The organism is Actinoplanes aureus (assembly GCF_015704865.1).
GTDB lineage: Bacteria > Actinomycetota > Actinomycetes > Mycobacteriales > Micromonosporaceae > Actinoplanes > Actinoplanes aureus.
This window is the reverse complement of the sequence record NZ_JADQTO010000017.1, coordinates 36,236-58,506: the sequence shown is the minus strand read 5'-3', so window position 1 is coordinate 58,506 and position 22,271 is coordinate 36,236. Positions and strand designations below refer to the sequence as shown.

The 22,271-nt window shown below is 74.0% G+C and carries 18 protein-coding genes; 7 read left to right on the top strand and 11 right to left on the bottom strand.

Annotation, left to right across the window (positions count from 1 at the left end; all coding sequences use genetic code 11):
- Window positions 1–50 precede the first annotated feature (50 nt).
- Entirely contained in the window at window positions 51–2,486 is a 2,436-nt protein-coding gene (locus tag I4J89_RS30830; RefSeq protein ID WP_196417632.1) for a hypothetical protein, read from the bottom strand.
- A 41-nt stretch (window positions 2,487–2,527) separates the two neighbouring features.
- Between I4J89_RS30830 and I4J89_RS30825 the strand changes: the two genes are divergently transcribed.
- Window positions 2,528–3,259 (top strand): PP2C family protein-serine/threonine phosphatase, encoded by a 732-nt coding sequence (locus I4J89_RS30825; RefSeq protein ID WP_196417631.1) that lies wholly within the window; start codon window positions 2,528–2,530, stop codon window positions 3,257–3,259.
- Here the strand turns inward: I4J89_RS30825 and I4J89_RS30820 are convergent.
- From I4J89_RS30820 to I4J89_RS30810, 3 genes are all read right to left on the bottom strand, one after another.
- On the bottom strand, window positions 3,252–3,947 hold the full coding sequence (locus I4J89_RS30820) for an alpha/beta fold hydrolase (RefSeq protein ID WP_196417630.1): 696 nt from the start codon (window positions 3,945–3,947) through the stop codon (window positions 3,252–3,254). The genes I4J89_RS30825 and I4J89_RS30820 overlap by 8 nt on opposite strands.
- Before the next feature lie 69 nt (window positions 3,948–4,016).
- The gene (locus I4J89_RS30815; RefSeq protein WP_196417629.1) at window positions 4,017–4,262 is read right to left on the bottom strand and encodes a hypothetical protein; all 246 of its coding nucleotides are present in this window, start codon (window positions 4,260–4,262) and stop codon (window positions 4,017–4,019) included.
- Between the two features lie 418 nt (window positions 4,263–4,680).
- Window positions 4,681–5,274, bottom strand: coding sequence for a TetR/AcrR family transcriptional regulator (locus I4J89_RS30810; RefSeq protein ID WP_196417628.1), 594 nt, complete (start codon window positions 5,272–5,274; stop codon window positions 4,681–4,683).
- A 69-nt stretch (window positions 5,275–5,343) separates the two neighbouring features.
- Here I4J89_RS30810 and I4J89_RS30805 point away from each other — a divergent pair, with 69 nt between their 5' ends.
- A complete protein-coding gene (locus I4J89_RS30805; protein WP_196417627.1) occupies window positions 5,344–6,618 on the top strand; it encodes a lactate 2-monooxygenase in 1,275 nt (424 codons plus the stop codon).
- Here the strand turns inward: I4J89_RS30805 and I4J89_RS30800 are convergent.
- Window positions 6,615–7,718 carry a glycoside hydrolase family 130 protein gene (locus I4J89_RS30800; protein WP_196417626.1) on the bottom strand — a complete coding sequence of 368 codons (1,104 nt, stop codon included), beginning with the start codon at window positions 7,716–7,718 and terminating at the stop codon, window positions 6,615–6,617. The two genes, I4J89_RS30805 and I4J89_RS30800, sit on opposite strands and share 4 nt — an antisense overlap.
- Before the next feature lie 153 nt (window positions 7,719–7,871).
- Here I4J89_RS30800 and I4J89_RS30795 point away from each other — a divergent pair, with 153 nt between their 5' ends.
- Together I4J89_RS30795 and I4J89_RS30790 are read left to right on the top strand one after the other, a co-directional pair.
- Window positions 7,872–8,648 (top strand): SDR family NAD(P)-dependent oxidoreductase, encoded by a 777-nt coding sequence (locus I4J89_RS30795; RefSeq protein ID WP_196417625.1) that lies wholly within the window; start codon window positions 7,872–7,874, stop codon window positions 8,646–8,648.
- A 256-nt stretch (window positions 8,649–8,904) separates the two neighbouring features.
- Window positions 8,905–10,137: a polysaccharide deacetylase family protein gene (locus tag I4J89_RS30790; RefSeq protein WP_196417624.1), complete on the top strand. Its 1,233-nt coding sequence runs from the start codon at window positions 8,905–8,907 to the stop codon at window positions 10,135–10,137.
- Window positions 10,138–10,149: 12 nt separating this feature from the next.
- Here the strand turns inward: I4J89_RS30790 and I4J89_RS30785 are convergent, their stop codons facing one another.
- Window positions 10,150–10,338 (bottom strand): hypothetical protein, encoded by a 189-nt coding sequence (locus I4J89_RS30785; protein ID WP_196417623.1) that lies wholly within the window; start codon window positions 10,336–10,338, stop codon window positions 10,150–10,152.
- A 21-nt stretch (window positions 10,339–10,359) separates the two neighbouring features.
- Window positions 10,360–12,573 carry an ATP-binding protein gene (locus I4J89_RS30780; protein WP_196417622.1) on the bottom strand — a complete coding sequence of 738 codons (2,214 nt, stop codon included), beginning with the start codon at window positions 12,571–12,573 and terminating at the stop codon, window positions 10,360–10,362.
- A 61-nt stretch (window positions 12,574–12,634) separates the two neighbouring features.
- Here I4J89_RS30780 and I4J89_RS30775 point away from each other — a divergent pair, with 61 nt between their 5' ends.
- Together I4J89_RS30775 and I4J89_RS30770 are read left to right on the top strand one after the other, a co-directional pair.
- Window positions 12,635–13,267 carry a GNAT family N-acetyltransferase gene (locus I4J89_RS30775; protein ID WP_196417621.1) on the top strand — a complete coding sequence of 211 codons (633 nt, stop codon included), beginning with the start codon at window positions 12,635–12,637 and terminating at the stop codon, window positions 13,265–13,267.
- 26 nt (window positions 13,268–13,293) lie between these two features.
- Window positions 13,294–13,722: a hypothetical protein gene (locus tag I4J89_RS30770; RefSeq protein WP_196417620.1), complete on the top strand. Its 429-nt coding sequence runs from the start codon at window positions 13,294–13,296 to the stop codon at window positions 13,720–13,722.
- Window positions 13,723–13,726: 4 nt separating this feature from the next.
- Here the strand turns inward: I4J89_RS30770 and I4J89_RS30765 are convergent, their stop codons facing one another.
- Genes I4J89_RS30765 through I4J89_RS30755 form a run of 3 tightly spaced genes read right to left on the bottom strand, consistent with a single transcriptional unit; the run spans window position 13,727 to window position 17,116 of the window.
- Complete coding sequence (locus I4J89_RS30765) at window positions 13,727–14,578, bottom strand: hypothetical protein (protein ID WP_196417619.1); 852 nt, start codon at window positions 14,576–14,578, stop codon at window positions 13,727–13,729.
- A 16-nt stretch (window positions 14,579–14,594) separates the two neighbouring features.
- Window positions 14,595–16,805, bottom strand: a complete 2,211-nt coding sequence (locus I4J89_RS30760; RefSeq protein ID WP_196417618.1) for a putative bifunctional diguanylate cyclase/phosphodiesterase — start codon at window positions 16,803–16,805, stop codon at window positions 14,595–14,597.
- A gap of 50 nt (window positions 16,806–16,855) precedes the next feature.
- On the bottom strand, window positions 16,856–17,116 hold the full coding sequence (locus I4J89_RS30755; protein WP_196417617.1) for a hypothetical protein: 261 nt from the start codon (window positions 17,114–17,116) through the stop codon (window positions 16,856–16,858).
- Window positions 17,117–17,219: 103 nt separating this feature from the next.
- On the opposite strand from I4J89_RS30755, the gene I4J89_RS30750 reads away from it, so the two are divergent.
- Window positions 17,220–20,939 (top strand): AfsR/SARP family transcriptional regulator, encoded by a 3,720-nt coding sequence (locus I4J89_RS30750; protein WP_196417616.1) that lies wholly within the window; start codon window positions 17,220–17,222, stop codon window positions 20,937–20,939.
- 208 nt (window positions 20,940–21,147) lie between these two features.
- Here the strand turns inward: I4J89_RS30750 and I4J89_RS30745 are convergent, their stop codons facing one another.
- Window positions 21,148–22,161, bottom strand: a complete 1,014-nt coding sequence (locus I4J89_RS30745; RefSeq protein WP_196417774.1) for a LacI family DNA-binding transcriptional regulator — start codon at window positions 22,159–22,161, stop codon at window positions 21,148–21,150.
- Between the last annotated feature and the right edge of the window lie 110 nt (window positions 22,162–22,271).

The following is a 22,271-nucleotide window of genomic DNA, read 5'->3' as shown; positions in this document are numbered from 1 at the left end:
CCGTTGAGACAGCATTGGGCTTGGGCCAAGACCCTGACTGCGGGAGCCCTCTATGCGGTCAGCAGCGGTTCGACGAAGATCACCGACTGCCCGGGGCGGCCCGATTCGGGCAACCGCTCGACCGCGCCGTCACGGATCGACAAGCGCACGCCGGTCGCGGGCTCGGGCGGGAAGTGCCACGGCTGAAAGCCGAACAGGACGTGGTCACGGTCCTCCCAGACGGGCTCGCCGTACGCACCGTGCGGCCCGCGCCGGCCGCGCTCGGGCAGCCACCACACCTGCGGGCGCACGTCCGGGCCCGGCCGGACCGGGAACAGCGTGAGCGCGGCCGGCTCGACGCGTGTCGTCCACAGCTGTTCGCCGCCGGGTGCGAGGCGGGCCCTCGTGTCGACCGGTACCGTCACCGCGCTGCCGCCGGGCCGCGCCACCCGGACACCACCCATCGTCCGTGCGAGTCCGGTCCCGGTGAGGGGGTCGATCTGATCCAGGGTGTCCGGGTGGCGCTCCGGAGCGCTGCCGGGCGTCCAGCGCATGATGGCGTGATCCTGCTGGTCGCGGAAGTAGAGGGTGTCACGGTACGCCCCGAGCAGCCCGACGGACCGGTCCTCCGGCCATGGCATGGTCTCGGCCGGCCCACCGGTCAGATCGATGACGCGCAGCCGGTACCGCGATTCGAGGCGATGATGCGCGCTGTCGACGACCGCCACCCGGCGACCGTCGCCCAGCAGCACCGGCACCGGGCCGCGGAGCTCGCCGATCTCGGTCGTCTCGCCATCGGCGGAGATCAGCTGGGCGGGCATGTCGTGGCCGAGCACGAGCACACCGCACGCGGTCCGCAGCGCTCGCGCCCGCCTCTGCCCGGGCTCGAGCTGGGTGAGTTCGACCCGCACGCCGTCCCGCCACTCGACGACCGTGCCGTCGCCGGCGATCATCCCGGCGATGGGCGGCGCGCCGAACGGCGGCTGGGGCGGCTCCTGCCGTTCCTGTCGCGGGCCGCCCATGGACAGCCGCGGACCCGCTGTCGTATTGACCGTCAGGCGGGCCAGTCCAGGCCTCAGGAAAGCGCCCGATTTGTCCCGGCCGGGCGGACGCGGCGCAGCAGGTGGAGCCACAGGCGGAGGCGGCGCGGACGGCCGTGTCCCAGACCGAGGCGCAGCAGCCGGACGCGGCGCAGCGGGCGGAGCCACAGGCGGAGGCGGCGCGGACGGCCGTGCCCCAGACGCAGGAGCGGCAGCCGGGCGGGACGCCGGCGGCGCGGCGGCAGGACGGGAGGCAGACGGCGGCCCGCCAGACGGACCGGGGACCGGCGACGGCGAGGGATCCGGCGCGGGACGCCGGCCGAGCCTCAGCCGCAGCGTCTCCACACCGTCCGCGTGCAGCACACCGCTCTGCTCCGCGAATGCCACCCCAGCCCGCAACTCCCCCTCGCTCACCAGCAACCGCCCGGCCAGCTCCGCCGCCGCGACCTCATACGGCTCCCCCGGCGCCCACCGCAGCACCGACCGCAGATCCTCGGCCAGGTCGCCGTACCGATATCGGGCGTCCTGCTGCTCGAGCGACCGGACCCGATCCGGCGGCAGGGACAGCACGGTGTCGACCCGGGCGGGCTGCCCGGGCTGATAGCCCGCTGCCGCGGAGCCGGTCAGGATCCCGGCCGCCGCCAGCAGCGGCAGCGCGTCCCGGCGGCTGCGCACCGGCGGGACGCCGAGTTCGGCGGCGATCTCGTCGAGGCGGCGCTGCTGCCCGGCCAGCCGAGCCACCACCTCCTCGTGCTGGGCGGCCTTGCGCTGGTCGAGGTCGGCGTGGCCGGTGGTCAGCGGCGCGCGGGGCGGCTGCCACAGCGGCACGTCGAGCCAGCCGGCCGGGCGGTGGTGGGCCTGGCACCAGGCGTCGACGTCCGCCACGGTCACCGGGCCGCCGCGCTCGCGGGCCGCCGCGGCGACCACGCCGGCCAGTTCCATCGGCTCGTACTGGAGTTCGGACTGCCATCCGGTGTAGCCGGGGCCGACGGCGGGCCGGGAGCGCACCAGCCAGGCCGGCGGCGCGGGCACCGGCTCGGGCCAGAAACGCAGCAGCCACCGGTCGCCGGCCCCGTCGGGGGTGTCGCGGCGGCGGCGCGACACCCGTACCCGGAACCGGCCGGCGCCGTCCAGGTCCAGGTCCACCGGGCCGGCGCCGCCGGTGAGATAGGTCAGGGACAGCCCGCCGGAGCCCGCCGCGTACGGCGTCTCCACGACGTCGTCGAACCCGGCCTGGTCGGCGGGCGGCGGGCCGTCGTGCAGTTCGAGCCGGACCACGTGGTGACCGTCGCCGGCGCGGCAGGTGAGCCAGCCCCGGCCGGCGGCCGCGAACGTGCCGGTCGGCTCCTCACCGTCGCCGCTCTCGCGTGGCGGCTGCAAATCGTCGCCCGGCGATGGGTCGCGCAGCACGATGAGGCCGTACTCCGGCAAATAGTCGTCGTTCTCGAACTCGCGTACGACTGTCACGCCGGGCAAAATACCGGAATTCACCGGCTACCGTGGGGCAGGTGGAGATCAGCACTGCTCAGTGGACGGTCGCGGGACGACGGTTGACCGGGGCGGCGGGCAGTGTCGTCGGTGTCCGCTACCGGGAGAACTACGACGTGCTGCACCTGGACGCCGGGCGGCCGCTCGCCGTGGTGGCCGACGGCATGGGCGACGGCCCGGGCAGCCGCGCCGCCGGGCGCACCGCGGTGGACGTCTTCGTGCGGCGGAGCGTGCTCGGCCCGTACCCCGAATGTTTGCGCTCCGCGGTGGCCGAGGTGCAGCAGGCCGTGCGCGCGGCCGGCCGGGGTCTGCCCGGCCTGACCGGCTGCACCCTGACCGCGTTCGTGGCCGACCCGGCGGACGGCACCGGCTGGCTGGTGCAGCTGGGTGACTCGCGCGCCTACCGGCTGCGCGACGGGCTGCTCGAACTGCTCACCGTGGACCACACCGTGGCCTGGCTCGGCCTGGTGAACGGCTGGTACGCCGCGGACTCCGCGCAGGCCCAGACGGATCGCTACCGGCTGACCCGCTATGCCGGGCATCCCGGCGCGCCGGAGGCGGACCTGCTCAACGTCAGCCTGAGGCCCGGTGACGGGTACCTGCTCTGCACCGACGGCGTCGCCGACCAGGTGAGCTATCAGCGGGTCGCCGAGGTGCTGCAAGCCGATCGGGATCCGGTCGCGACGCTGCTGGACGACACCCTGCGAACCGGCGCCGACAACGCCACCGCGGTGTTCCTGCGGGTCAGCTGAGCAGGCGATCGGCCATGGCGACGATCCGGCCGGTCACCGCTCCCGGGTCCACGATCTGGTGGAGATGCCGGCCGGGCACCTCGTCGACGTCCCAGCCGCGCTGCCGGGCATCCTCGGCGATCTTGTCGTAGGGCGGCCCGAACAGCAGATAGCCGCAGGGCATGCCGTCCCAGCCGGCCGGGACGGGCACCCGCTGCTCGTAGTAACCGAACGGCAGCCGGGGCTGCTCGGCGGAGACGGCCTGCCGGGTCCGCCGATCCGGGAACATCGGCGCGACCTCGGACTCGCCGAACCAGGACGTCCACTGCGGCAGCCGGCCGTCGGCGGCCACCGTCGGCCGGAGCACGTCGAGCAGCTCGGGCGTCAGGACCGGGGTCGGCCCGGTGCGGGCCGGCAGCGCCGCGTCGACGAACACACAGGCGGCGACCGGCTGCCGGAGCGCCTCGGCGACGACCGGGACGAACAGGCCGGCGTTACTGTGCGCGACCAGCACGAGCGGCACGTCCGCGGGCGCGCCGGCGGTGACCGCCTCGACGACCGCGGGCCAGAACGGCGGACCGGCGTCCGCCACGCCGAGCAGCGACGGCACGACCGCGATCCGGCCGGAGCCGGTCAGGCGGTCCGCGACGGGCTGCCAGGTCAGCGGCCCCACCGACGGGCTGTGCACGAGAACGAAGGCGGCGTCCACGAGGTCACCCTCGCGGACGCCGCCTTGCCGTCGCTACCCGGTGGATCACGCCGAGAGCGAACAGGGCGCTTACGAGTTGAGCAGGACCGCGTTGAGGATCACGCCGAGCACGCCGCCGGCGACACCGGCCGCGGCCGCGTACCAGCCGAGCGGGCGGTCACCGAGGTAGCCACCGACGAGGCCGAGCACCAGCGCGGCCAGGCCGAAGACGAGGGGGCTGAGCAGGACGGCGGCCACCGCGAAGACGAAAGCGAGGATGGTGCAAACGCGGGCGGCGGTGGTGGCGGGGCGCCGGGTGCTCGTCGTCTGGGTCATTGCGGTTCCCTCCGCGATCGAAGTTCGTTGACGCGCTAGGTCTACCCACGACGATCCAATTCACAAACCCGGTTCGTGGTACGCGTCACCCGCCGTAACCACCGCCGCCGGGGTGGTAGGGCCGCTCACGGTCGGCGATCGGCGGGGACCCGAGCACCTACCCCGGCGGCGCCGCCGGGGCGGACCGCGATTCCCGCGTTCGCCGTCGTGACCGTCAGGTGATGCTGTTTCCCGGCGGTCGCGCTGGGGCGGTGAGGGTAAGCCGGGCTCGCGCCGGGAAAGCGGGAACGGCGTCGGCTTCGGCGCGACGACGGTTACGCGTACCCCGAAGAAGCAGGACCGAGGCTAGATGTCCCGTCGCGCGCCTCTGCGGGCGAGGCGCTGAGCCTGCCCGTCATGCACATCGCTGCCGTTCCCGTCACGCGTACCGGATGAATTGGCGTGCGAGAATCTCTCGCAAGGTCTCCCACCGCGGTACGGCGCCGGCGGTGCCGGGGATGGCCGCGATCTGCGCGGTGGCGCGGATCGCGGCGAGCGTGGTCAGCATGACGTCGCGGAAGCCGGGCGCGGCGGCGTAGGACGGCATCAGCTCGGCGGCCAGGGCGACGATGTCGTCGTGCACGGTGGTCAGCGTGGCGGCGAGCAGGCGCGCGGTCTCCGGGTCGGTACGCGCGACCGTGAAAACCTCGTGCACCACCGCGATGACCGGCCGGTTGTGCGTCTCCCACAGCTGGTCGAGCAGCCGGTGCAGCCGCTCCTCCGCCGTGTCCCCGGTGATCGACGCGGCGCGCAGGCCGGCGACGAACTGCTCCATCAGCCGGATGATCGTGGCGTCGACCAGCAGCGCCTTGGTCGGGAAGTGGTGCTGCTGCGCGCCCTGGCTCACCCCGGCCCGCTGGGCGACCCCGCGCGTGGTGGTCGCGGCCAGACCGACCTCGACCAGGCTGCGCAGGGTGGCGTCGAGCAGCGCGTCGACGGTGGCGGCGCGGCGTTCCGCCTGGGTACGTGGCACGCCACCAGTTTACAAGTCACGTGACTTGTTTCTATCGTGACTCGCGAACCCGCACAGAGGAGAAGCGCGATGGCGGCAGGTCCGGGACGCGTCCGGCAGAACCAGGTCTATCGGGCCGGCGTGCTCGGCCGCCGCCCGGCCGTGCCTACCGACTTCGCCGAGCTGGAACGCCGGGCGCGCAAGGCCAGCAGCCGGACCGCGTGGGCGTACGTGGCCGGCGGCGCCGGGCTGGGCCGGACCATGCGCAACAACCGGGAGGCGTTCGACCGGTGGGCGATCGTGCCGCGGATGCTGCGCGGCGCGGCCGACCGGGACCTCTCCCGCGACCTGCTCGGCACCCGGCTGCCCGCGCCGATCCTGCTCGCCCCGGTCGGCGCCGGCCAGCTGATGGCAAGAGACAGCGACCTGCACACCGCCCGGGCGGCCGCCGCCACCGGCGTCCCGTACGTCTACACCAACCAGGGCGGCACCCCGATGGAGGACGCCGCCGCCGCGATGGGCGACTCGCCGCGCTGGTTCCAGCTGTACTGGAGCACCGACGAGGGCCTGGTCGACAGCCTGATCCAGCGGGCCGAGGCGATCGGTGCCGGGGCGCTGGTGATCACCCTGGACACCACCGTGCTGGGCTGGCGGCCGCAGGACCTCAACCTGGGCTCGCTGCCGTTCGCGCGCGGGCTCGGGATCGCGCAGTACACGTCCGACCCGCGGTTCCGGTCGCTGGCCGCCGAGCGGGTGCTGGAGAATCCGGCCGAGGTGACGCTGGCCGCGGTCCGGTCGCTGCTCACGATGGTCCGCAACCACCCCGGCGGGTTCCTGGACAACCTGCGCTCCGGCCGGCCCCGCGCCTCGGTGGAGACGTTCCTGGACATCTACTCCAACCCGCGGCTGAGCTGGGACCACATCGCCACCGTCCGGGAACGCACCAGCCTGCCGGTCGTCCTCAAGGGCATCCTGCACCCCGACGACGCCCGCCGCGCCTTCGAGCTCGGCATGGACGCGATCGTGGTCTCCAACCACGGCGGCCGGCAGGTGGACAGCTCGATCGCCGCGCTCGACGCCCTGATCCAGGTGCGCGAGGCGGTCGGCCCGGAGAAGACCGTGCTGATGGACAGCGGCATCCGCAGCGGCGCCGACGTGTTCACCGCGCTGGCCCTCGGCGCCGACGCGGTCCTGCTCGGCCGCCCCTACATGTACGGACTGGCCGTCGCCGGCCAGCGCGGCGTCGAGGAGGTGATCGCCAACGTCATCGCCGAGCTGGACCTGACGATGGCCCTGACCGGCGTCACCGACCTGGCCGGCATCACCCGTGACCTGGTGCAGCCCGTGCCCGGCAGAGCCGTCTAGGCCGCGCGGCCGTCGGACTGCGACGACACCGGCTCGACGGGCTGCCAGACCGGATCGGCGGACCCGCCGTCGCCGCGTTCCAGGCGGGCGACGCCGATGTAGCGGTCCGAGACGCCGTAGAAGAGGTAGCCGACCTCGCCGATGCACGCCAGGCCGCTGGGGAAGACGATGTGCCGGTCGATGCCGGCCGTCTCCTCGGTCGTCTCCGGGGCGAGCACCGGCGAGGCCGTACGGTAGAGGACCCGGGCGACGTCGTCGGCGTCCAGCAGCATGGCCCCGGCCGCGTAGTCCAGCCGGGGCACCCGTCCCCCGTCGTGGTGCTCGCTCACCCCGTGATGCACGAGCAGCCAGCCCTCCGGGACCCGGATCGGCGGCGGGCCGGCCCCGATCTTGGTGCTCTCGTACGGGTAGCAGGGCTCGGCGACCGGCCGGTGCTGACCGAGCAGGGTGAGCGCGGCGAGGTCGGCCGTGACCGCGTCGACCGGGGCGAACGACACCCAGATGCTGTGCCGCGGATCGGTCACGCCGGCCGGCAGGTCCATGTGCGGATCCCACATCGGCCGGTGCAGGAAGGCGTACGACGGCCGGCCGTCGGGGGCGCGGACCACCTCCGGGAAGAGCACCACGTCCTTGTTGGGGAAGACGTTCATGTCGTGCTCGAGAGCGGGCTGGTACGCGAAGTGCAGCGGCCCGAGCCGGCGCCAGGTGCGGAAGTCGTCGGAGACCGCCAAGGCCGGCCGGGCACCGTACGCCCCGCCTTGCGCGGTGTACGACAGGACGTACATGCCGAGCGTCTCCATCCAGGTGGCCCTCGGGTCCTCGATCCCGCCCCGCCCGCCGCCACGTTCCCACGGCTCGTCCGGCGCCATCACCACGTCACCGCGCCGTACGCCGGCCGGCACCCCGTCGTCGAGCACCAGTTCCACCATCCGCAGGCGGGACACGTTGCCCTCGGCGGTCACCCGGGCCAGCAGATGCCACCGGCCGTCCGGTGTCCGTCCCACCGTCGGGTTGAACGCTCCCCAGAACTCCATCGGGTCATCCGGGTCCGGCGACATGATCGTCCCGATCCGGCGGAACCGGTAGGTCGGTGCTGTCATAGCGGGTCCGCCTCTCTCCTCGCCCGGTGACCCGCGATATTTACCCTAAATCCGACATTTCATGTCACCTCGTGAATCGAGCGCTCGGTTTCGCGAAACCGGCCTGGGGTAGCCGAACCACGACAGCACCGCCCCCCACCGGAAGGAACCGCTGTGGAGACCACCGGCAAGCCCCTCGCCGCCGTCACCGGCGCGTCGAGCGGCATCGGGTACGAGCTCACCAAGCAGTTCGCGCAGCACGGCTTCGACGTGGTCGTCGCCGCCGAGGACGAGCGGATCCACACGGTCGAAGCCCTCGCCGCGGTCCGCACCGACCTGGCCACCCCCGAGGGCGTCGAGGAGTTCTACGCCCGGATCACCGCGACCGGCCGTCCCCTCGACGCGATCGCGATCAACGCCGGGATCGGGGCCGGCGGCTCGTTCGCTTCCACGGATCTCGCCGCCGACCTGGCGATCGTCGACCTGAACGTGCGCTCCTCGGTGCACCTGGCCAAGCTGGCGGTCCGCGACATGGTGGCCCGCGGCCAGGGCCGGATCCTGTTCACCTCGTCGATCGCGGCGACCCAGCCCGGCCCGTTCGAGTCCGTCTACGCCGCGTCGAAGGCGTTCCTGCTCTCCTTCTCCGAGGCGCTGCGCGAGGAACTCAAGGACACCGGCGTCACGGTCACCGCGCTGATGCCCGGCCCGACCGAGACCGAGTTCTTCGACCGCGCCGGCATGCAGGACACCCGGGTCGGCGCCAGCGACAGCAAGGACGACGCGGCGCAGGTCGCGAAGCAGGGCTTCGAGGCGCTGATGAAGGGCAAGGACCACGTGGTCGCCGGCTCGGTGACCAACAAGGTCATGGCCGGCGCCGCCAAGGTCACCCCGGAGACGGTCAAGGCGCGCATGCACCGCGCCATGTCCGAGCCGGGTTCCGGCCAAGACTGAAAACCCTCCGGGGTACGGGTGACCGGCCGTCCCGCCGGACCGGGACCGTCCCCGGCCCACCGCGCGATCACCTGCCCGCTCCCGGCCCCAGCGCGACCGCCGGGCCCGGGCGGGTGGCCGCGCGTCCGCTCGCCGGAGACGCACCCGAGGTGCACCCAGCCGCCCGGTAAACCCGGGCCCTCCGGGACCGACCCACACAGGCATGAGTCCCAGGTGGTGGCGAGCGGCCGCGGCGGCAGCGACAACGATGATGAGTGTGTCCGGCCTCTTCACGGCCTTGCCGGCGGCAGCGGCACCCGCGTCCGCGAAGACGGTGTACTTCACGTTCGACGACGGGCCCGGTGCGGGCACGGCGGAGCTGCTGGACGCGGCCGCCGCCTACGACGCCAAGGTGACGCTGTTCTACGTCGGTCGCAACGGTGAGGCGAGGCCGGAGCTGGTGGCACGTGCCGCCGCTGAAGGGCACGTGATCGGGAACCACACGTACAGCCACAAGTCGCTTCCCGCGATGAGCATCCGCGAGATGCACCAGCAGCTGACGAAGGCTCAGGAGGCGCTGCGGCCCCATGTGAGCAACTGCTGGCGGCCGCCGGGCTGGGCCACCTCCGCGGTCGTCGAGCAGACCGCCAAGGAGCTGGGCCTGCGCCAGACCCTGTCGGTGATGGACCCGGCGGACAGCCGGCGCGTGTTCGTCCCGGCGGCCTGGACCGATCCCGACATGATCGTCTCGGCCGTGCAGGAGCAGGTGTTCGACGGCGCGATGGTGACGCTGCACGCCGAGGGTGCGCACGCCTGGCCCCAGTTGCAGGCCTTCAAGCAGCTGCTGCCGTTGCTGACCGCCGAGGGCTACACCTTCAAGGCGCTGCCCTACTGCACCATGCCGACCCACAAGCTGCTCGCGGTCGGCGACAGCGTGACCAGCGGGACCGGCACCGCGAACTACCGGAGCCGGCTGGACTCGCTGCTGCGCCGGGGTGCCGAGCCGCGCGGGCTGAACCACCGCTGGGTGGGCAGCGTGGCGAACAGCCCCGCCATCGGGCTGAACCACGACGGGCACCAGGGCTGGACGGTCCAGCAGATGGATCGCAGCATCGGCGTGCTGCAGGCCCGGTACCGGCCGGACGTCATCCTGGTGAACGCCGGCACGGCCGACATCGTGCGCGGCGCGAACGCCGCCACCGTCGCCCGCCGGGTCGCCGGGCTGCTGCGGCACATCCGGCAGAACCAGCCGGAGGCGAAGGTGTTCGTCTCCATCCCGCCGGCACTCGCCGGTGGACGGAACCCGGCAGCGCAGCGGCAGAACGCCGCTCTGCAGCGGGAGATGCCCGGCGTGATCCGCGCGGCCGGCCCCGGCTTCCACCCCGTCGACCTGAGCGGCGCCGGTGCCGCGGACTCCGCGAAGATCGCCATCCGGTACTACCAGGCGATCCGCGGCACCCTTCCGGGCAGCGGCCGGTGGCCCTCCGTCCCGAAGCCGAGCCACCGCTGATCCGCCACGGCGTCAGCCCGGGACCGAGCCGTCCCCGGACGCGCCCAGCAGGCGGAGCACGCTGGTACGCAAGGCCGTGATCGCCTGGTCCCGGGACATGCCGCCGGCGTCCACCTCGTCGCCGGCGGCGTGGCCCACCCGGACGACCACCGCGGCCAGCCAGCCCGCCGGCAGCTGGTCGTCGAACTCGCATGTGCTCACTCGTACGCTCGCCCAGTAGTTTCAGGCAGCGGCCCGCTGCCGGCAGCGGGCCGCGCCGCCGGGATCGCCGAGCCGCTCGAAGCGGGCCGCCGCCTCGGCGAAGTGCTCGCGCGCCGCCCGGTGCCGTCCGTGGCGCGCGGCGATCTCGCCGAGTGCCTCGTGGGCGCCGGCCACGCCGGTGCCGTGCCCGATGCCGTCGAGCACCGCGAGCATGCCGCGGAACTCGCGCTCGGCCTCGGCGTACCGGCCGTGTGCGACGGCGGCCCAGCCCCGCTCCTGGTGGCAATAGCCGAGGATGAACACGTCACCCAGGCGCCGCGCCGCCGCGGTGGCCGCTTCCAGATGCGCCGCGGCCTCCTCCTCCCGTCCCTCCTGGCGGTACGCGACCGCGAAACCCAGGTACACCCAGCCGTGGATCGGCTCCTCCGCGACCGGCAGCAGGTCCCGGGCCCGGGCGAGCACCGGGATCGCCCGGCCCGGCCGCCCGGAGTCGTTGTAAACGCCGGCGAGTGCCACCCGTACCTCGATCTCCTCCTCGTCCCGGCCCAGCGCGACGAACCGATTCATGGCCTGCGTCAGTGCCTGCTCGGCCTCGGCGTAGCGGCGCAGGCCGCGCAGCGCCTCCCCCAGCGTGCGACTGGACTGGGCCTGCTCCCACTCGTCGCCGAGCCGGTCCGCGAGCGTGACCGACTCCTCGGCGGCCAGCCGTGCGGCCGGCAGGTCACCGGCCATCCGGTGCGAGTGCGCCACCCAGCGCAGCGCCCGCGCCCGCCGCAGGTCGTCGCCGAGCCCGGCGGCGGCAGCCGCGCCCGCCTGCCACAGCGGTAGCCGGTAGACGTGGTCACCGGGTTCGGTCAGCAGCGGGTGCACGGCGTCGGCGAGGTCGTACGCCGCGGCGAACCGGCCGGCGCGGACGGCGGCGGCCAGCACGGCCACGGCGTTGTCCAGTTCGTCGGCCCGCCACTGCCCGGGTGCGGCGTTGCTGGTCAGCCACGCCAGGAGCCGGTCCAGGCAGGCCGCCCGGTCGGCGGTGGTCTCCTCGGCCTCGAACACCTCGCGGGCGTAGAGGCGCAGCAGGTCGTGCAGCCGGTACCGGTCCGGCGCCGGGCTCTCCACCAGCATCGCGTCGGTGAGGCGGTCCAGCGCTGCGGCCACCTCGGGCTGCTCGCGGCCGGTCATCGCGGCCGCCGCGGCGAGCCCGAAGTGCTTGCCGGGCTGGGCGCCGGCCCGGCGGAACACCAGCCGGTCGGTGCCGGCGAGCGACTCGTACGCGCTGCCGAAGGTGCTGCGCACCGCCGCGTCGCCCGAGCTGAGCTCGCCGAGCCGGCGCCGCTCGTCGTCGAGCCGCCCGGCGAGATCGCTGACGCTCCAGCCCGGCCGGGCGCGCAACCGGGCACCGGCCAGCTGGACGGCGAGCGGCAGCCCGGCGCACGCCGCGAGGACACGGTCGGTGCCACCCGGGTCGGCGCGCACGCGGTCCGCGCCGATCGCGGCCTCGAGGACGGCCCGGCCGTCGCCCGCCGGCAGCTCACCGAGCCGCACGAGCCGGGCACCGGGCGGCCGGAGCTGCCGGCGGCTGGTGATCAGGACGAACGAGCCACCGGCTCCGGGCAGCAGCGGGGCGACCTGGTCGTCGGTGCCGGCGTCGTCGAGCAGCACCAGCAGCCGGCGGCCGGCCACCGCGGTACGGAATCGGGCGGCCAGCTCAGCGGTGCCGCCGCCGGGCGCCGGGTCCGGGTCGCCGAGCGCGCGCAGGAAGCCGACCAGGACGACCTCCGGCGGCACCGCGTCGGTGTCGGAGCCGCGCAGGTCGAAGTAGAGCTGCCCGTCCGGGTACCGGCCGACCAGGTCGTACGCGGCCCGCAGAGCGAGTGCCGTCTTGCCGGCGCCCGGCACACCGGTGATCAGCACCGTGGAGCCGCCCTCGCGCGCGGCGGCACCGACGGCCCGCAGCTCACCGGCGCGGCCCACCAGCGGTCGCGGCGCGGGCAACTGGGCCGGCCGCGGCTCCGGCGCGGCGGCGGCCGGTCGCCCGAGGCGGTGCTGCCAGAGGGTGAGGCCGGTGAGGGTGAGCGCCAGCAGAGCCACGGCGGGCCAGGCCAGCCAGGCGAACGGTTGCACGGGCGCCGGCAGCTCACCGCCGGTGGCCACGTTCACGGCGACCGCGAGCAGGACGCTGAGCAGTCCGGAAACGACGATCTGCAGTACTGTCACGCGTTCCCGGCGGGCATCCACGCGATCGATTGTGGCGGATACCGTTTGCGTTATCCGCGGTGATCATCGAAAGGACGGCACAGTGGATCTGGTAAGTGAATGGGTGCGTGGCTGGGCGGTCTCCCGCTCCACCGAGCCGCCGGAGCCGGTGCCCGGCGGATGGCGCGTCCGGGTCGGGCTGCCGGGCCACCGGGTCCGCTACGTCCTGCCCGAGCACGACGAGCGGGTCCTGGCCGACCTCGGCCGCCGCCAGGCCACGCCGGGCACCTGGATCAAGGTCGCCGGGGAGCCGGGCCGGCTGCGTGCCGCCCTGCCCGCGACGTGGACCATGGCCGAGACCGCCTTCCTGATGCGGGTGCCGTTCGGCGCCGACGGTGGCGGGACTCCGCCGGAGCCGTACACCGTCCGGACGGTCGGCAGCGGGCCGGTGGTGATCGCTGAGATCCTCGACGGCGCCGGGACGCGGGCCGCCTGGGGACGGCTGGCGCCGGCCGGGCCGGTCGGCGTGGTCGACCAGGTGGAGACCGAGGCCGCGCACCGCCGCCGCGGGCTGGGCAGTGTGGTCATGCGTACGCTCGCCGGCCATGCCGCCGGTCTCGGCATGCACACCGGCGTACTGGCCGCCACCGAGCAGGGACGCGGCCTGTACCAGGCGCTCGGCTGGACGGTCTTCGGCACGCTCGCCGCCGCGTACGTGCCGGAGGCGCTTGACTGACGGCCCGGGTGGGAAAGACATCGGCCATGGTCGAACGAAGATCCCTGGAGAGCCGCCGGATCTCACTCATGGAGCGGCTGGGCGGGCCGCCCGGCCGGTTCGCCGTGCTGTCCGTTGTCCTCGGCCTCTTCTGGTTCCCGGTCCGCCTGTACCTCGACCAGGGCGAACCGATCGCGCAGAGCGTCGCGCTGTCCGGCCTGTACGGCGGCTTGTGGGCCCTGCTCGTGCCGGCGATCGCCTGGGTCGACCGGAAGGCGCAGAACCGCCCGGCCGGCACCGAGCCGGACGACCCCGCCTGGGTCCGCCGTGGCGCGATCATCGGATTGGCCGTCGGCGTGCCGTTCTACGGCGCCCTGCTGGTGTTCTGCCTGGTGACCGGACTTTCGTTGGCGTACCCGGTGCTCATGGGAACCATCCTGGCGGCCATCGTGGCGATCGCCGTGACCCGCCTGTGAACGATCAGCCGTGCCGGTGGTGCTTCTTCACGAAGGTGTAGCCGGGGGCCAGGGTGTCCTCGTCGATCTGCTCGTTCTCCACCGCGCGCCGGTACGCGGCCAGCTGCTTCGGTGAGGGCTGGGCGCCCGGCGGCAGCTTGCGGATGAAGCCGTTGACCCAGTGCTCACGCCGGTCGGCGCCGTCGCCCATCGGGATCGGTTCGACCAGCGGGGCGTAGAAGAGCATCTCGGCGGGCTCCTCGCCGTCGACCGCCGGATAGGACGGTTGGCCGTCGGCGCCGACGCTGCCGGGCACGCGTGTCACGTACCCCTCCCGGATCAGCTGGTCCACCGCGTTGCGGAACAGGAAGGCGCCGCGCGCGCCGCGGCCGAGGCCGCAGCGGGCGGCCACGGCCGCCTCGGTGGAGACCGCGCTGCCGTCGTCGAAGACCCGGCCCAGCCTGCGCACCACGCCCAGCACCTGCCCGTGGTTGGACTTGCCGGGCTCGAACTCGCGGGTCACGACCGTCGGGTCGTACTCGTGGAAGTAGCCGATCCCGTCGACGCTCACCGGATCCTCGACGGACACCGTGCGCAGGCCGATCTCGTCCTTGGCGGGCCGCCACGCGATGCCGACCAGCACCCCCGGGTGGAGGTCGGCCGGCCAGTCGATGCCGTGCAGGTGCCGGCCGGCGTCCCGGCGCACCGCGGCCTCGAACGAGGAGCGGGTGGCGGTACCGCCGTACGCCCGGTGCTCCAGGACGACGGTGACGCTCTCCCGGTCACCGAGGCCACGCGCGATCTCCTCCGGCACCGGGCAGACGGCGTCGTCGAGGTCGGCCCGCAGCAGCGCGAGCCGGCGGGTCACCGTCCCCACGATCACCTCCGTGCGTTCACGTGTGCAGCGAAGATACCTCGGCGTGCTCGCGCAGCAGCGAAGCGATCGCCTCCGGCCCGGCGGGGCGGCCGAACAGGTAGCCCTGGCCGTACTCGCAGCCCAGCAGGTGCAGCATCGCCTGCTGGTCGTCGGTCTCGATGCCCTCGGCGACGGTCTTCAGGCTCAGCGCCCGGCTCAGCGTGACCACCGCGTCGACCAGGGTCTTGTCCCCCGCGTCGGTGGCGACCTCGGCGATGAAGGCGCGGTCGATCTTGATGACGTCGACCGGGAGGCGCTTCAGGTAGTTCAGCGAGGAGTAGCCGGTGCCGAAGTCGTCGATGGCCAGGTGCACGCCGAGCCGGCGCAGCGCGTGCAGGGTCTCCGACGCGGCGTCGATGTCCTGGAGCAGCATCGACTCGGTCAGCTCCAGGGTGAGCAGGCCGGCTTCCACACCGGAGGAGGCGATCGCGTCCCGGACGTCGCCGACCAGGCCGGCGTACTGGAACTGCCGCGCCGACAGGTTGACGTTCATGGTGAGGCCCTCGGCGTACCCGTCGGCCTGCCAGCGGGCCAGCTGGTGGCACGCCTCCTGGAGCACCCACCGGCCGAGCGGCACGATCAGCCCGCTCTCCTCGGCGTTGTCGATGAAGTGGTTCGGTGCGAGCAGGCCGCGCTCCGGGTGCTGCCAGCGGACCAGGGCCTCCACGCCGGTGACCCGCTGGTGCGGCAGGTCGACGACCGGCTGGTAGTGGACCACGAACTGTTCCTCGGCGAGCGCCCGCTCCATCTCCATGCGCTGGCGCGCCTCGTTGATCACGCTGGCGTACATCGCCTCGTCGAACACCGCGTACGCGTTACGGCCCTGCCGTTTCGCGGCGTACATCGCCAGGTCGGCGTTGCGCAGCAGCTCCTCGGCGGTCACCCCGCCGACGGCGGCGGCCACACCGATGCTGGCGGTGCAGCGGATGTCGCACCCGCCCAGTTCGATCGGCCGGCGCAGCTCGGTGAGCAGGCGCTCGGCGGTGGCCGACGCGTCCCGCCCGTCCATCGACTCGATCAGCACGGCGAACTCGTCACCGCCCAGCCGGGCCAGGGTGTCGCCGGGCCGTACGCCGGACCGCAGCCGCCCGGCCACGCTGGTCAGCAGCTCGTCGCCGGCGCTGTGCCCGAGGTTGTCGTTGACGTCCTTGAAGTCGTCCAGGTCGATCAGCAACAGCGTGACACCGGCGTCGCGGCGCGCGGTGGCGTGCTCCAGCCGGTCGCGGAACAGCGCCCGGTTCGACAGCCCGGTCAGCGGGTCGGTGAACGCCTGCCGGCTCAGCTGCTCCTCGAGGGCCTTGCGAGCGCCGATGTCGCGGATGCTGATCACGACCGCCTCGAGGTCGGGGTCGTGCAGGCAGTTGGTGCCGATCGCGTCGAGCACCGCCCACGAGCCGTCGGCGCGGCGCAGGCGGGTCTCGGCCTCGTCGGTGGCGCCGGCGGGCGACGAGCGCAGCGCGGCCATCCAGGTACGCATCCGCGCCAGGTCCTCCGGGTGCACCAGTGAGCTGAGCAGCTCACCGGTGACGGCGGCCGCCGGATGCCCGAGCACGGTCTGCGCCGACGGGCTGGCGTAGGTCACCTCACCGTCGCGGCCGATCGCGATGACCGCCTCCGGCGAGTTCTGCAGCAGCGCCCCGGTACGCCGTTCGGCCGACCGCCGCCGGTCGTCCATCCGGCGGCGGTTGTGCGCGATCACCGCGCTGACCGCCACCACGAAGGCCATCACCGACGCCAGCCCGGCGACCAGCACCGCGCTGACCCCGGTGCCGGTGGGCAGCAGTGCGAGGAATCCGGCCAGCGAGAGCACGCCGAGGCCGACCACCATCGCGGGCGGGAAGAGGGCACCCGCCGTCACCACCATCAGCATCACGCAGGGCAGGTAGAGCACCGCGCCGTAGACGTCCACGTAGGCGAAGAAGCACAGCAGCGGGATCTGCGCCAGCCACCAGCCGAACAGGCCGGCACGGACCCGCGCGCTGTGTACCAGCCGCCGCCACGGCAGCAGCCAGATCAGCGACTGGGATAGTCCGGCGACCGCCATCGGCGCGGCCCACCAGCGCTGGCCGTCCACCCAGTTGACCGCTACGTGGACGGCACCCAGCAGGGTGATGATCACTGCGATCAGCACACCCAGACGGATCTGGCGCACCCAGAATTCGGCCTCGTGGTCGTCGATCCCGGGCATACCCATGACCCCCCGATCGGCATCCGGCCCGGCTCCATGAGGAACCCGCCTCAGCAGGCCGGCGCCGCCCGGCGCCGGGCCACCTCGGTGAGGGCGCGGTGGCGGTCGAGGGCGGGTGCGGCAGGCCGGCCGGCCGCGGCCGGGCAACTCAGCACCCGCAGGTGGCCGGTGACGGGCGCCACCCGCAAACCGGGCCGGCACCCGACCCGGTCGCGGGGCGGCGGCTCCGCCGGTCCGGTACGGGTCACCATCGCGAGACCCATACCGGCCACGATGAGCAGGGCCACCAGGGCCCGTGCGGTCGCGTTCACCGTCTCACTCCCCCGTGCTGCGGCGCGGCCGTTGCACCGGTCACGTTGCCGCAGGCCGCTCGGGAAATCCTCGGGGCGAGGCATCGAGGCTTATGGTGGCGGCGTGGAGTTCCGATTGCTCGGGCCGGTCGAGGCGCGCACCGCGGCCGGTCCGGTCGACATCGGGCAGCCGAGGCAGCGCGCCGTGCTCGCCGCGCTCCTGGTGGACGCGGGGCGCCCGGTGCCGATGGACGTGCTGATCGACCGGGTCTGGGGTGAGCGGCCGCCGGCGAAGGCCCGGCACGCCGTGCAGGCGTACGTCTCCGCGTTGCGCCGCGCGCTCAGCGACGGGCCGGTCGAGCTGCACCGGGCCGGCGGCGGCTATCGGATCGACGTGCCCGCCGACCTGGTCGACCTGCGCCGGTTCGAGAACCTCGCGGCCCGCGACGAGCCGGGACCCCTCGGCCAGGCGCTCGGGCTGTGGCGGGGCAGCCCGGTGGCGGACCTGCCCGGCCCGTGGGCGCAGCGGCTGCGCCGGCAGTGGCACAACCGCCGGATCGAGGTGGCGCTGGCCTGGGCCCGGGCCGCCTCCGCGGCCGGCACCGCCGGGCTCACGCTTGACGCGCTGTCCGCCCTCTGCGAGGAGTATCCGCTGGTGGAGCCGCTCGCCGCGGCCCTGATCCGGGCACTGCACGAGTGCGGCCGGACCAGCGAGGCCCTGGACCGGTACGCGAGCACCCGGCACCTGCTCGCCGAGGAACTGGGCACCGACCCGGGCCGCGAGCTGCATGACGTCTACCGGATGCTGCTGACCGCCTCCGGTGAGCCCGGCGACCGGTCGGTGGAGTTCCGGCTGCTCGGCCCGGTCGAGGTGGGAACCCGTGCCGGTGTCCTCCCGCTCGGCGGTGCGAAGATCCGCACCCTGCTCGCCACCCTGCTGCTGCCGGCCGGGCGGGTGATCTCGACCGACCGGCTGATCGACGTCATCTGGGACGACGACCCGCCGCCGACCGCACGCGCGCTCGTCCAGACGTACGTCTCGGCGTTGCGCCGCGCGCTGCCCGCCGACGTGATCGAGACCCGGCCACCCGGCTACCTGGCCCGTATCGACCCGGACAGCCTGGACCGCAACCGGTTCGACGCGCTCGTCGCGCGGGGCCGCGCGGCGGCCCGCGAGGGACGCCACGGCGAGGCGTCGGAGACGCTGCGTGCCGCGGCGGCGCTCTGGCGCGGCCCGGCCCTGGGCGGGGTACGCAGCACCGCGCTCGCCGCCGAGGCCGCCCGGCTGGACGAACAGCGGCTCACGGTCACCGAGGAGCGGATCAGCGCCGACCTCGCGCTGGGCCGCGCCGACCAGCTGTGCGGCGAGTTGTCCGTGCTCGTCGGGCAGCATCCGACCCGGGAGTCGCTGCGCGCGCTGCTGATGACCGCGCTGTACCGGTCCGGGCGGGCCGCGGACGCCCTCGCCGTCTACCGGCAGGGGCGGGCGATCCTGGTCGAGGAACTGGGCATCGAGCCGGGGCCGGAGCTGGCCCGGCTGCACGAGGCGATCCTGCGCGGTGACGCCGGACCGGCGCCGGTCGCTGCCGCACCGGCGCCGGTGCCCGCGCAGCTGCCGCCGGACGCGGCCGACTTCACCGGCCGGGAGGCGCAGAGCGGCCAGCTGATCCAGCTGCTGGAGAGCCCGTCGGCGGTCGGGGTGATCGCCGGGCCGGGCGGTGTCGGCAAATCGGCCCTGGCGGTCCATGTGGCGCATCGCGTCGCGTCCGCGTACCCCGGTGGGGTTCTGCACGTCGATCTGCGCGGCATGTCCGCGTCGCCGGCCTCGCCGGCCGAGGTGCTCGGCCGGTTCCTGCGGGCCTTCGACGTCGACCCGAGTGCCATCGAGAGCAGCCTGGACGAGCGGATGAACCAGTACCGCAGCCTGCTCGCCGGCCGCCGGGTGCTGGTCGTGCTCGACGACGCGGCAAACGAGCAGCAGGTACGGCCGCTGCTGCCGGGCAGCCCGCGCTGCGGAGTGCTGATCACCTCCCGGAACCGGCTGCCCGGGCTGGCCGGTGCCCGGCTGCTCGAACTGGACATGCTCAGCCGGCGTGAGGCGACCGCCCTGCTGGCCCGGGTGGTCGGCGACGACCGGGTGATCTCGTCCCCGGACGCGGCAGCGGAGATCGTCACGTCGTGCGGGCGGCTGCCACTGGCGGTGCGCATCGCCGGCGCCCGCCTCGCCACCCGCCGGCACTGGTCCGCGCAGCTGCTCGCCCGCCGGCTCGGTGACGAGCGCCGCCGCCTCGACGAACTGTGGGCCGGTGACCAGCAGGTCCGCGCCACGATCGAGATGAGCCTGCCCGGGCTGGACCCGCGGGCCCGGGTCGCGCTGCGGCGGCTCGGCCAGCTCGGGCCCGCCGACTTCCCGTGCTGGGTGGTGGCGGCCCTCCTGGACACCTCCGCCGACGACGCGGAGACGGTCGTCGAGCAGCTGGTCGACGCGCACCTGGTGGACTACACGTACGTCGACCACGCCGGACAGATCCGGTACCGGCTGCACGACCTGGTCCGGATCTACGCCCGTGAGCAGGCCGAACGCCACGAGTCGTACGCCGACCAGGTGGCCGTGACCACCCGGGTCGCCGACGGCTGGCTGACCCGACTCGACCGGCTGCGCGGGCACATCGCCGACCGGGTCACCTCCGGCTGCATCCCGCTCTGGCTGCCGTCCCGCGACTCCCCCGCCGGTGAGCCGGCCGGCGAGCCGGTCGCCGACCCTCGCGGGTGGCTCGACGTGGAGCAGACGTCGCTGGTCCTGGCCGTCGAACGGGCCGCCGCCCTCGACCTGGACGACACCGCGGTCCGGCTAGCCTCGCTGGTGTGCGCGTCCTCGTACCCGCTGAACAACGTCATCGAGCTGTGGCAGCGCGCCCACGACGCGGCGCTGGGCGCCGCCCGCCGGGCCGGCAACCGGCTCGGCGAGGCCGTCCTGGTCGCCGCGCTCGGCCAGTTCCGGTACGAGCAGGACCGCTACCCGGAAGCACGCCGGTACCTGTCCGAGGCCCTCGCCCTCTTCCGCGATCTGGGGCACCAGCGGGGTGCGGCGGCCACCCTGACCGCGCTCGGGCTGGCCTGCCGGGAACAGGGCCACCTGCCGGAGGCCCGGCACTTCCTGGAGCAGGCGATGACGGTCTGCGCGGTCCTCGACGACGACGGCGCGATCGGGCACTGCGCCCGCATCGCCGGTTCGGTCTATCTCGAGCAGGGCGCGATCGACGAGGCGAACGCGTCGCTGCGGCGGGCGCTCGACGCGTACCGGCGAGCCGGCAGCCGCCGCGGCACCGCGCTGACGCTGCGCACCATCGGCCTCGTCCACCGCGCGGCCGGCCGGCTCGGCGACGCCGAACAGGTGCTCAGCGAGGCCACCGACATGTTCCGGCGGCTCGGCGACGTCAAACTGGAGGGCTTCAGCTCCCGGGCGCTCGCCAAGACCCACGTCCGGATGGGGCAGCTGGACCGGGCCCTCGCCGTCCTTGAACCCCTGCTGGTCAGCGACCGCCACGGCCGCGACCGCTGGGCGGAGGCGATGACCCTGCGTACGCTCGGCGAACTGCACCTCAGCGCGGATCGCCTCGACGAGGCGGACGCCTGCCTGCGCGGCGCCCTCGAAGCCTTCCGTGCCCTGGAGATGCCGTTGTTCGCCGCCCGCACGCTGCGGGACATCGCGGAACTGCGGGAGGCGTGCGGTGAGCACGCGGCGGCCGCGGCGGCGCGGCACGAGGCCTTGGCGACCTTCCGGGCGTACGGGGCGCGCGAGGTCACCGAACTGTCCTCCAGGGTGGCTACAGAATCTCTATAGCGGGATCGGCCAGGCTCGGCGCCGTCTCACGTGAGGAAGGTCGCCCGGAGCGGGGCGCTTCCCCGCGGTCGGGGGGTAGTGGACCGGCCCGTGTCTGGCGCGGAGTCCGCTTCCGGGGAACTGCGCCCGCTCATCCGCACGGGAGACCGCGAGGCGGCGGCAGGGCTGGGTGCCGGCACCCGAGACCGGTGGACCTGCCGCCGGCGCCTCAGCTCAGCGGGGCGGTGGAGTCCCGGGTGATCAGGCGGACCGGCAGGGTTTCGGTGCCGGAGGCCGGATGGCCGTCCATCGCCGCGGACAGGCGCTGAGCGGCGGTCCGGCCCAGCTGCTCCAGGTTGAGGTCGACGGTGGTCAGCGGCGGGCGGGCGTTGGCGGCCAGGATGTTCCAGTTGTCGAAGCCGATCACCGCGACCCGCGACGGGACCGCGATGCGTTCCTCGTGCAGCACGTCGAGGACGCCGCGGGCGATCTCGTCGGAGCCGGCGAACACCGCGTCCACGTCGGGGCAGCGGTCGAGCAGCATGCGGGTGGCGCCGCGGCCCCAGGCCTCGGACCACATGCCGAACCAGACCTCGCCGCCGGCCAGCTCCAGACCCGCCGAGTCAAGCCGGTCGAGGGCACCGCGGGCGCGGTCCTGGGCGGCGCTGTAGCCGGGGTCGCCGGTGATGTGGGCGATGCGGCGCCGGCCGCAGCGGATCAGGTGGTCGACGGCGAGCCGGCCGCCGCCGACGTTGTCGGTGACGAGGGACAGGTCGGCCGGATCGTCGGACGGCGCGTACGCGTAGACCACCGGCACCGGCAGGTCGCGCCCCAGCGAGGCCCGGGTGTCCGGCCTCGCGCCCACCACGATGAGCCCGTCGACCCGGCGGGTCAGCAGAGCACGCAGGTGGTGCTTCTCGCGGATCGTGTCGCCGCGCGCGTCGCAGAGGAAGACCGACGTCTGGCCGGAGCCGAACGCGTCCTCGGCGCCCATCAGGATCGGGATCGAGAAGCGGCCCTCCAGGTCGGAGGTGAGCAGCCCGACCGTGCCGCTGCGCTGGGTGATCAGGCTCTGGGCGAAGGTGTTCGGCGAGAAGGCGAGTTGCTCGGCGGCCAGCACGACACGGGCCCGGGTCTCGGCGCGGACCTGCGGCTGGCCGTTGAGGGCTTTGGACGCGGTGGCGACCGAGACGCCGGCGAGCCGGGCCACGTCGCGCAGTGTCACGGGACGGTTGGCCGCCATGCCGTTCGTCGCCTCCAAGCCCGCGATTCCCGCCTCTTGACAGTGAAATCTACACAACGTTACGTTCTCGAAAACGTTTTCGGCAACTGCTTCCCGAGCTCGACGGCGCA

Excerpts from the sequence above, each read along its gene's own strand:
- I4J89_RS30815 (WP_196417629.1), bottom strand. The coding sequence starts at position 4,262 with ATGACCCAGACGACGAGCACCCGGCGCCCCGCCACCACCGCCGCCCGC.
- I4J89_RS30805 (WP_196417627.1), top strand. The coding sequence starts at position 5,344 with ATGGCGGCAGGTCCGGGACGCGTCCGGCAGAACCAGGTCTATCGGGCC.
- I4J89_RS30800 (WP_196417626.1), bottom strand. The coding sequence starts at position 7,718 with ATGACAGCACCGACCTACCGGTTCCGCCGGATCGGGACGATCATGTCG.
- I4J89_RS30770 (WP_196417620.1), top strand. The coding sequence starts at position 13,294 with ATGGTCGAACGAAGATCCCTGGAGAGCCGCCGGATCTCACTCATGGAG.
- I4J89_RS30760 (WP_196417618.1), bottom strand. The coding sequence starts at position 16,805 with ATGCCCGGGATCGACGACCACGAGGCCGAATTCTGGGTGCGCCAGATC.
- I4J89_RS30745 (WP_196417774.1), bottom strand. The coding sequence starts at position 22,161 with ATGGCGGCCAACCGTCCCGTGACACTGCGCGACGTGGCCCGGCTCGCC.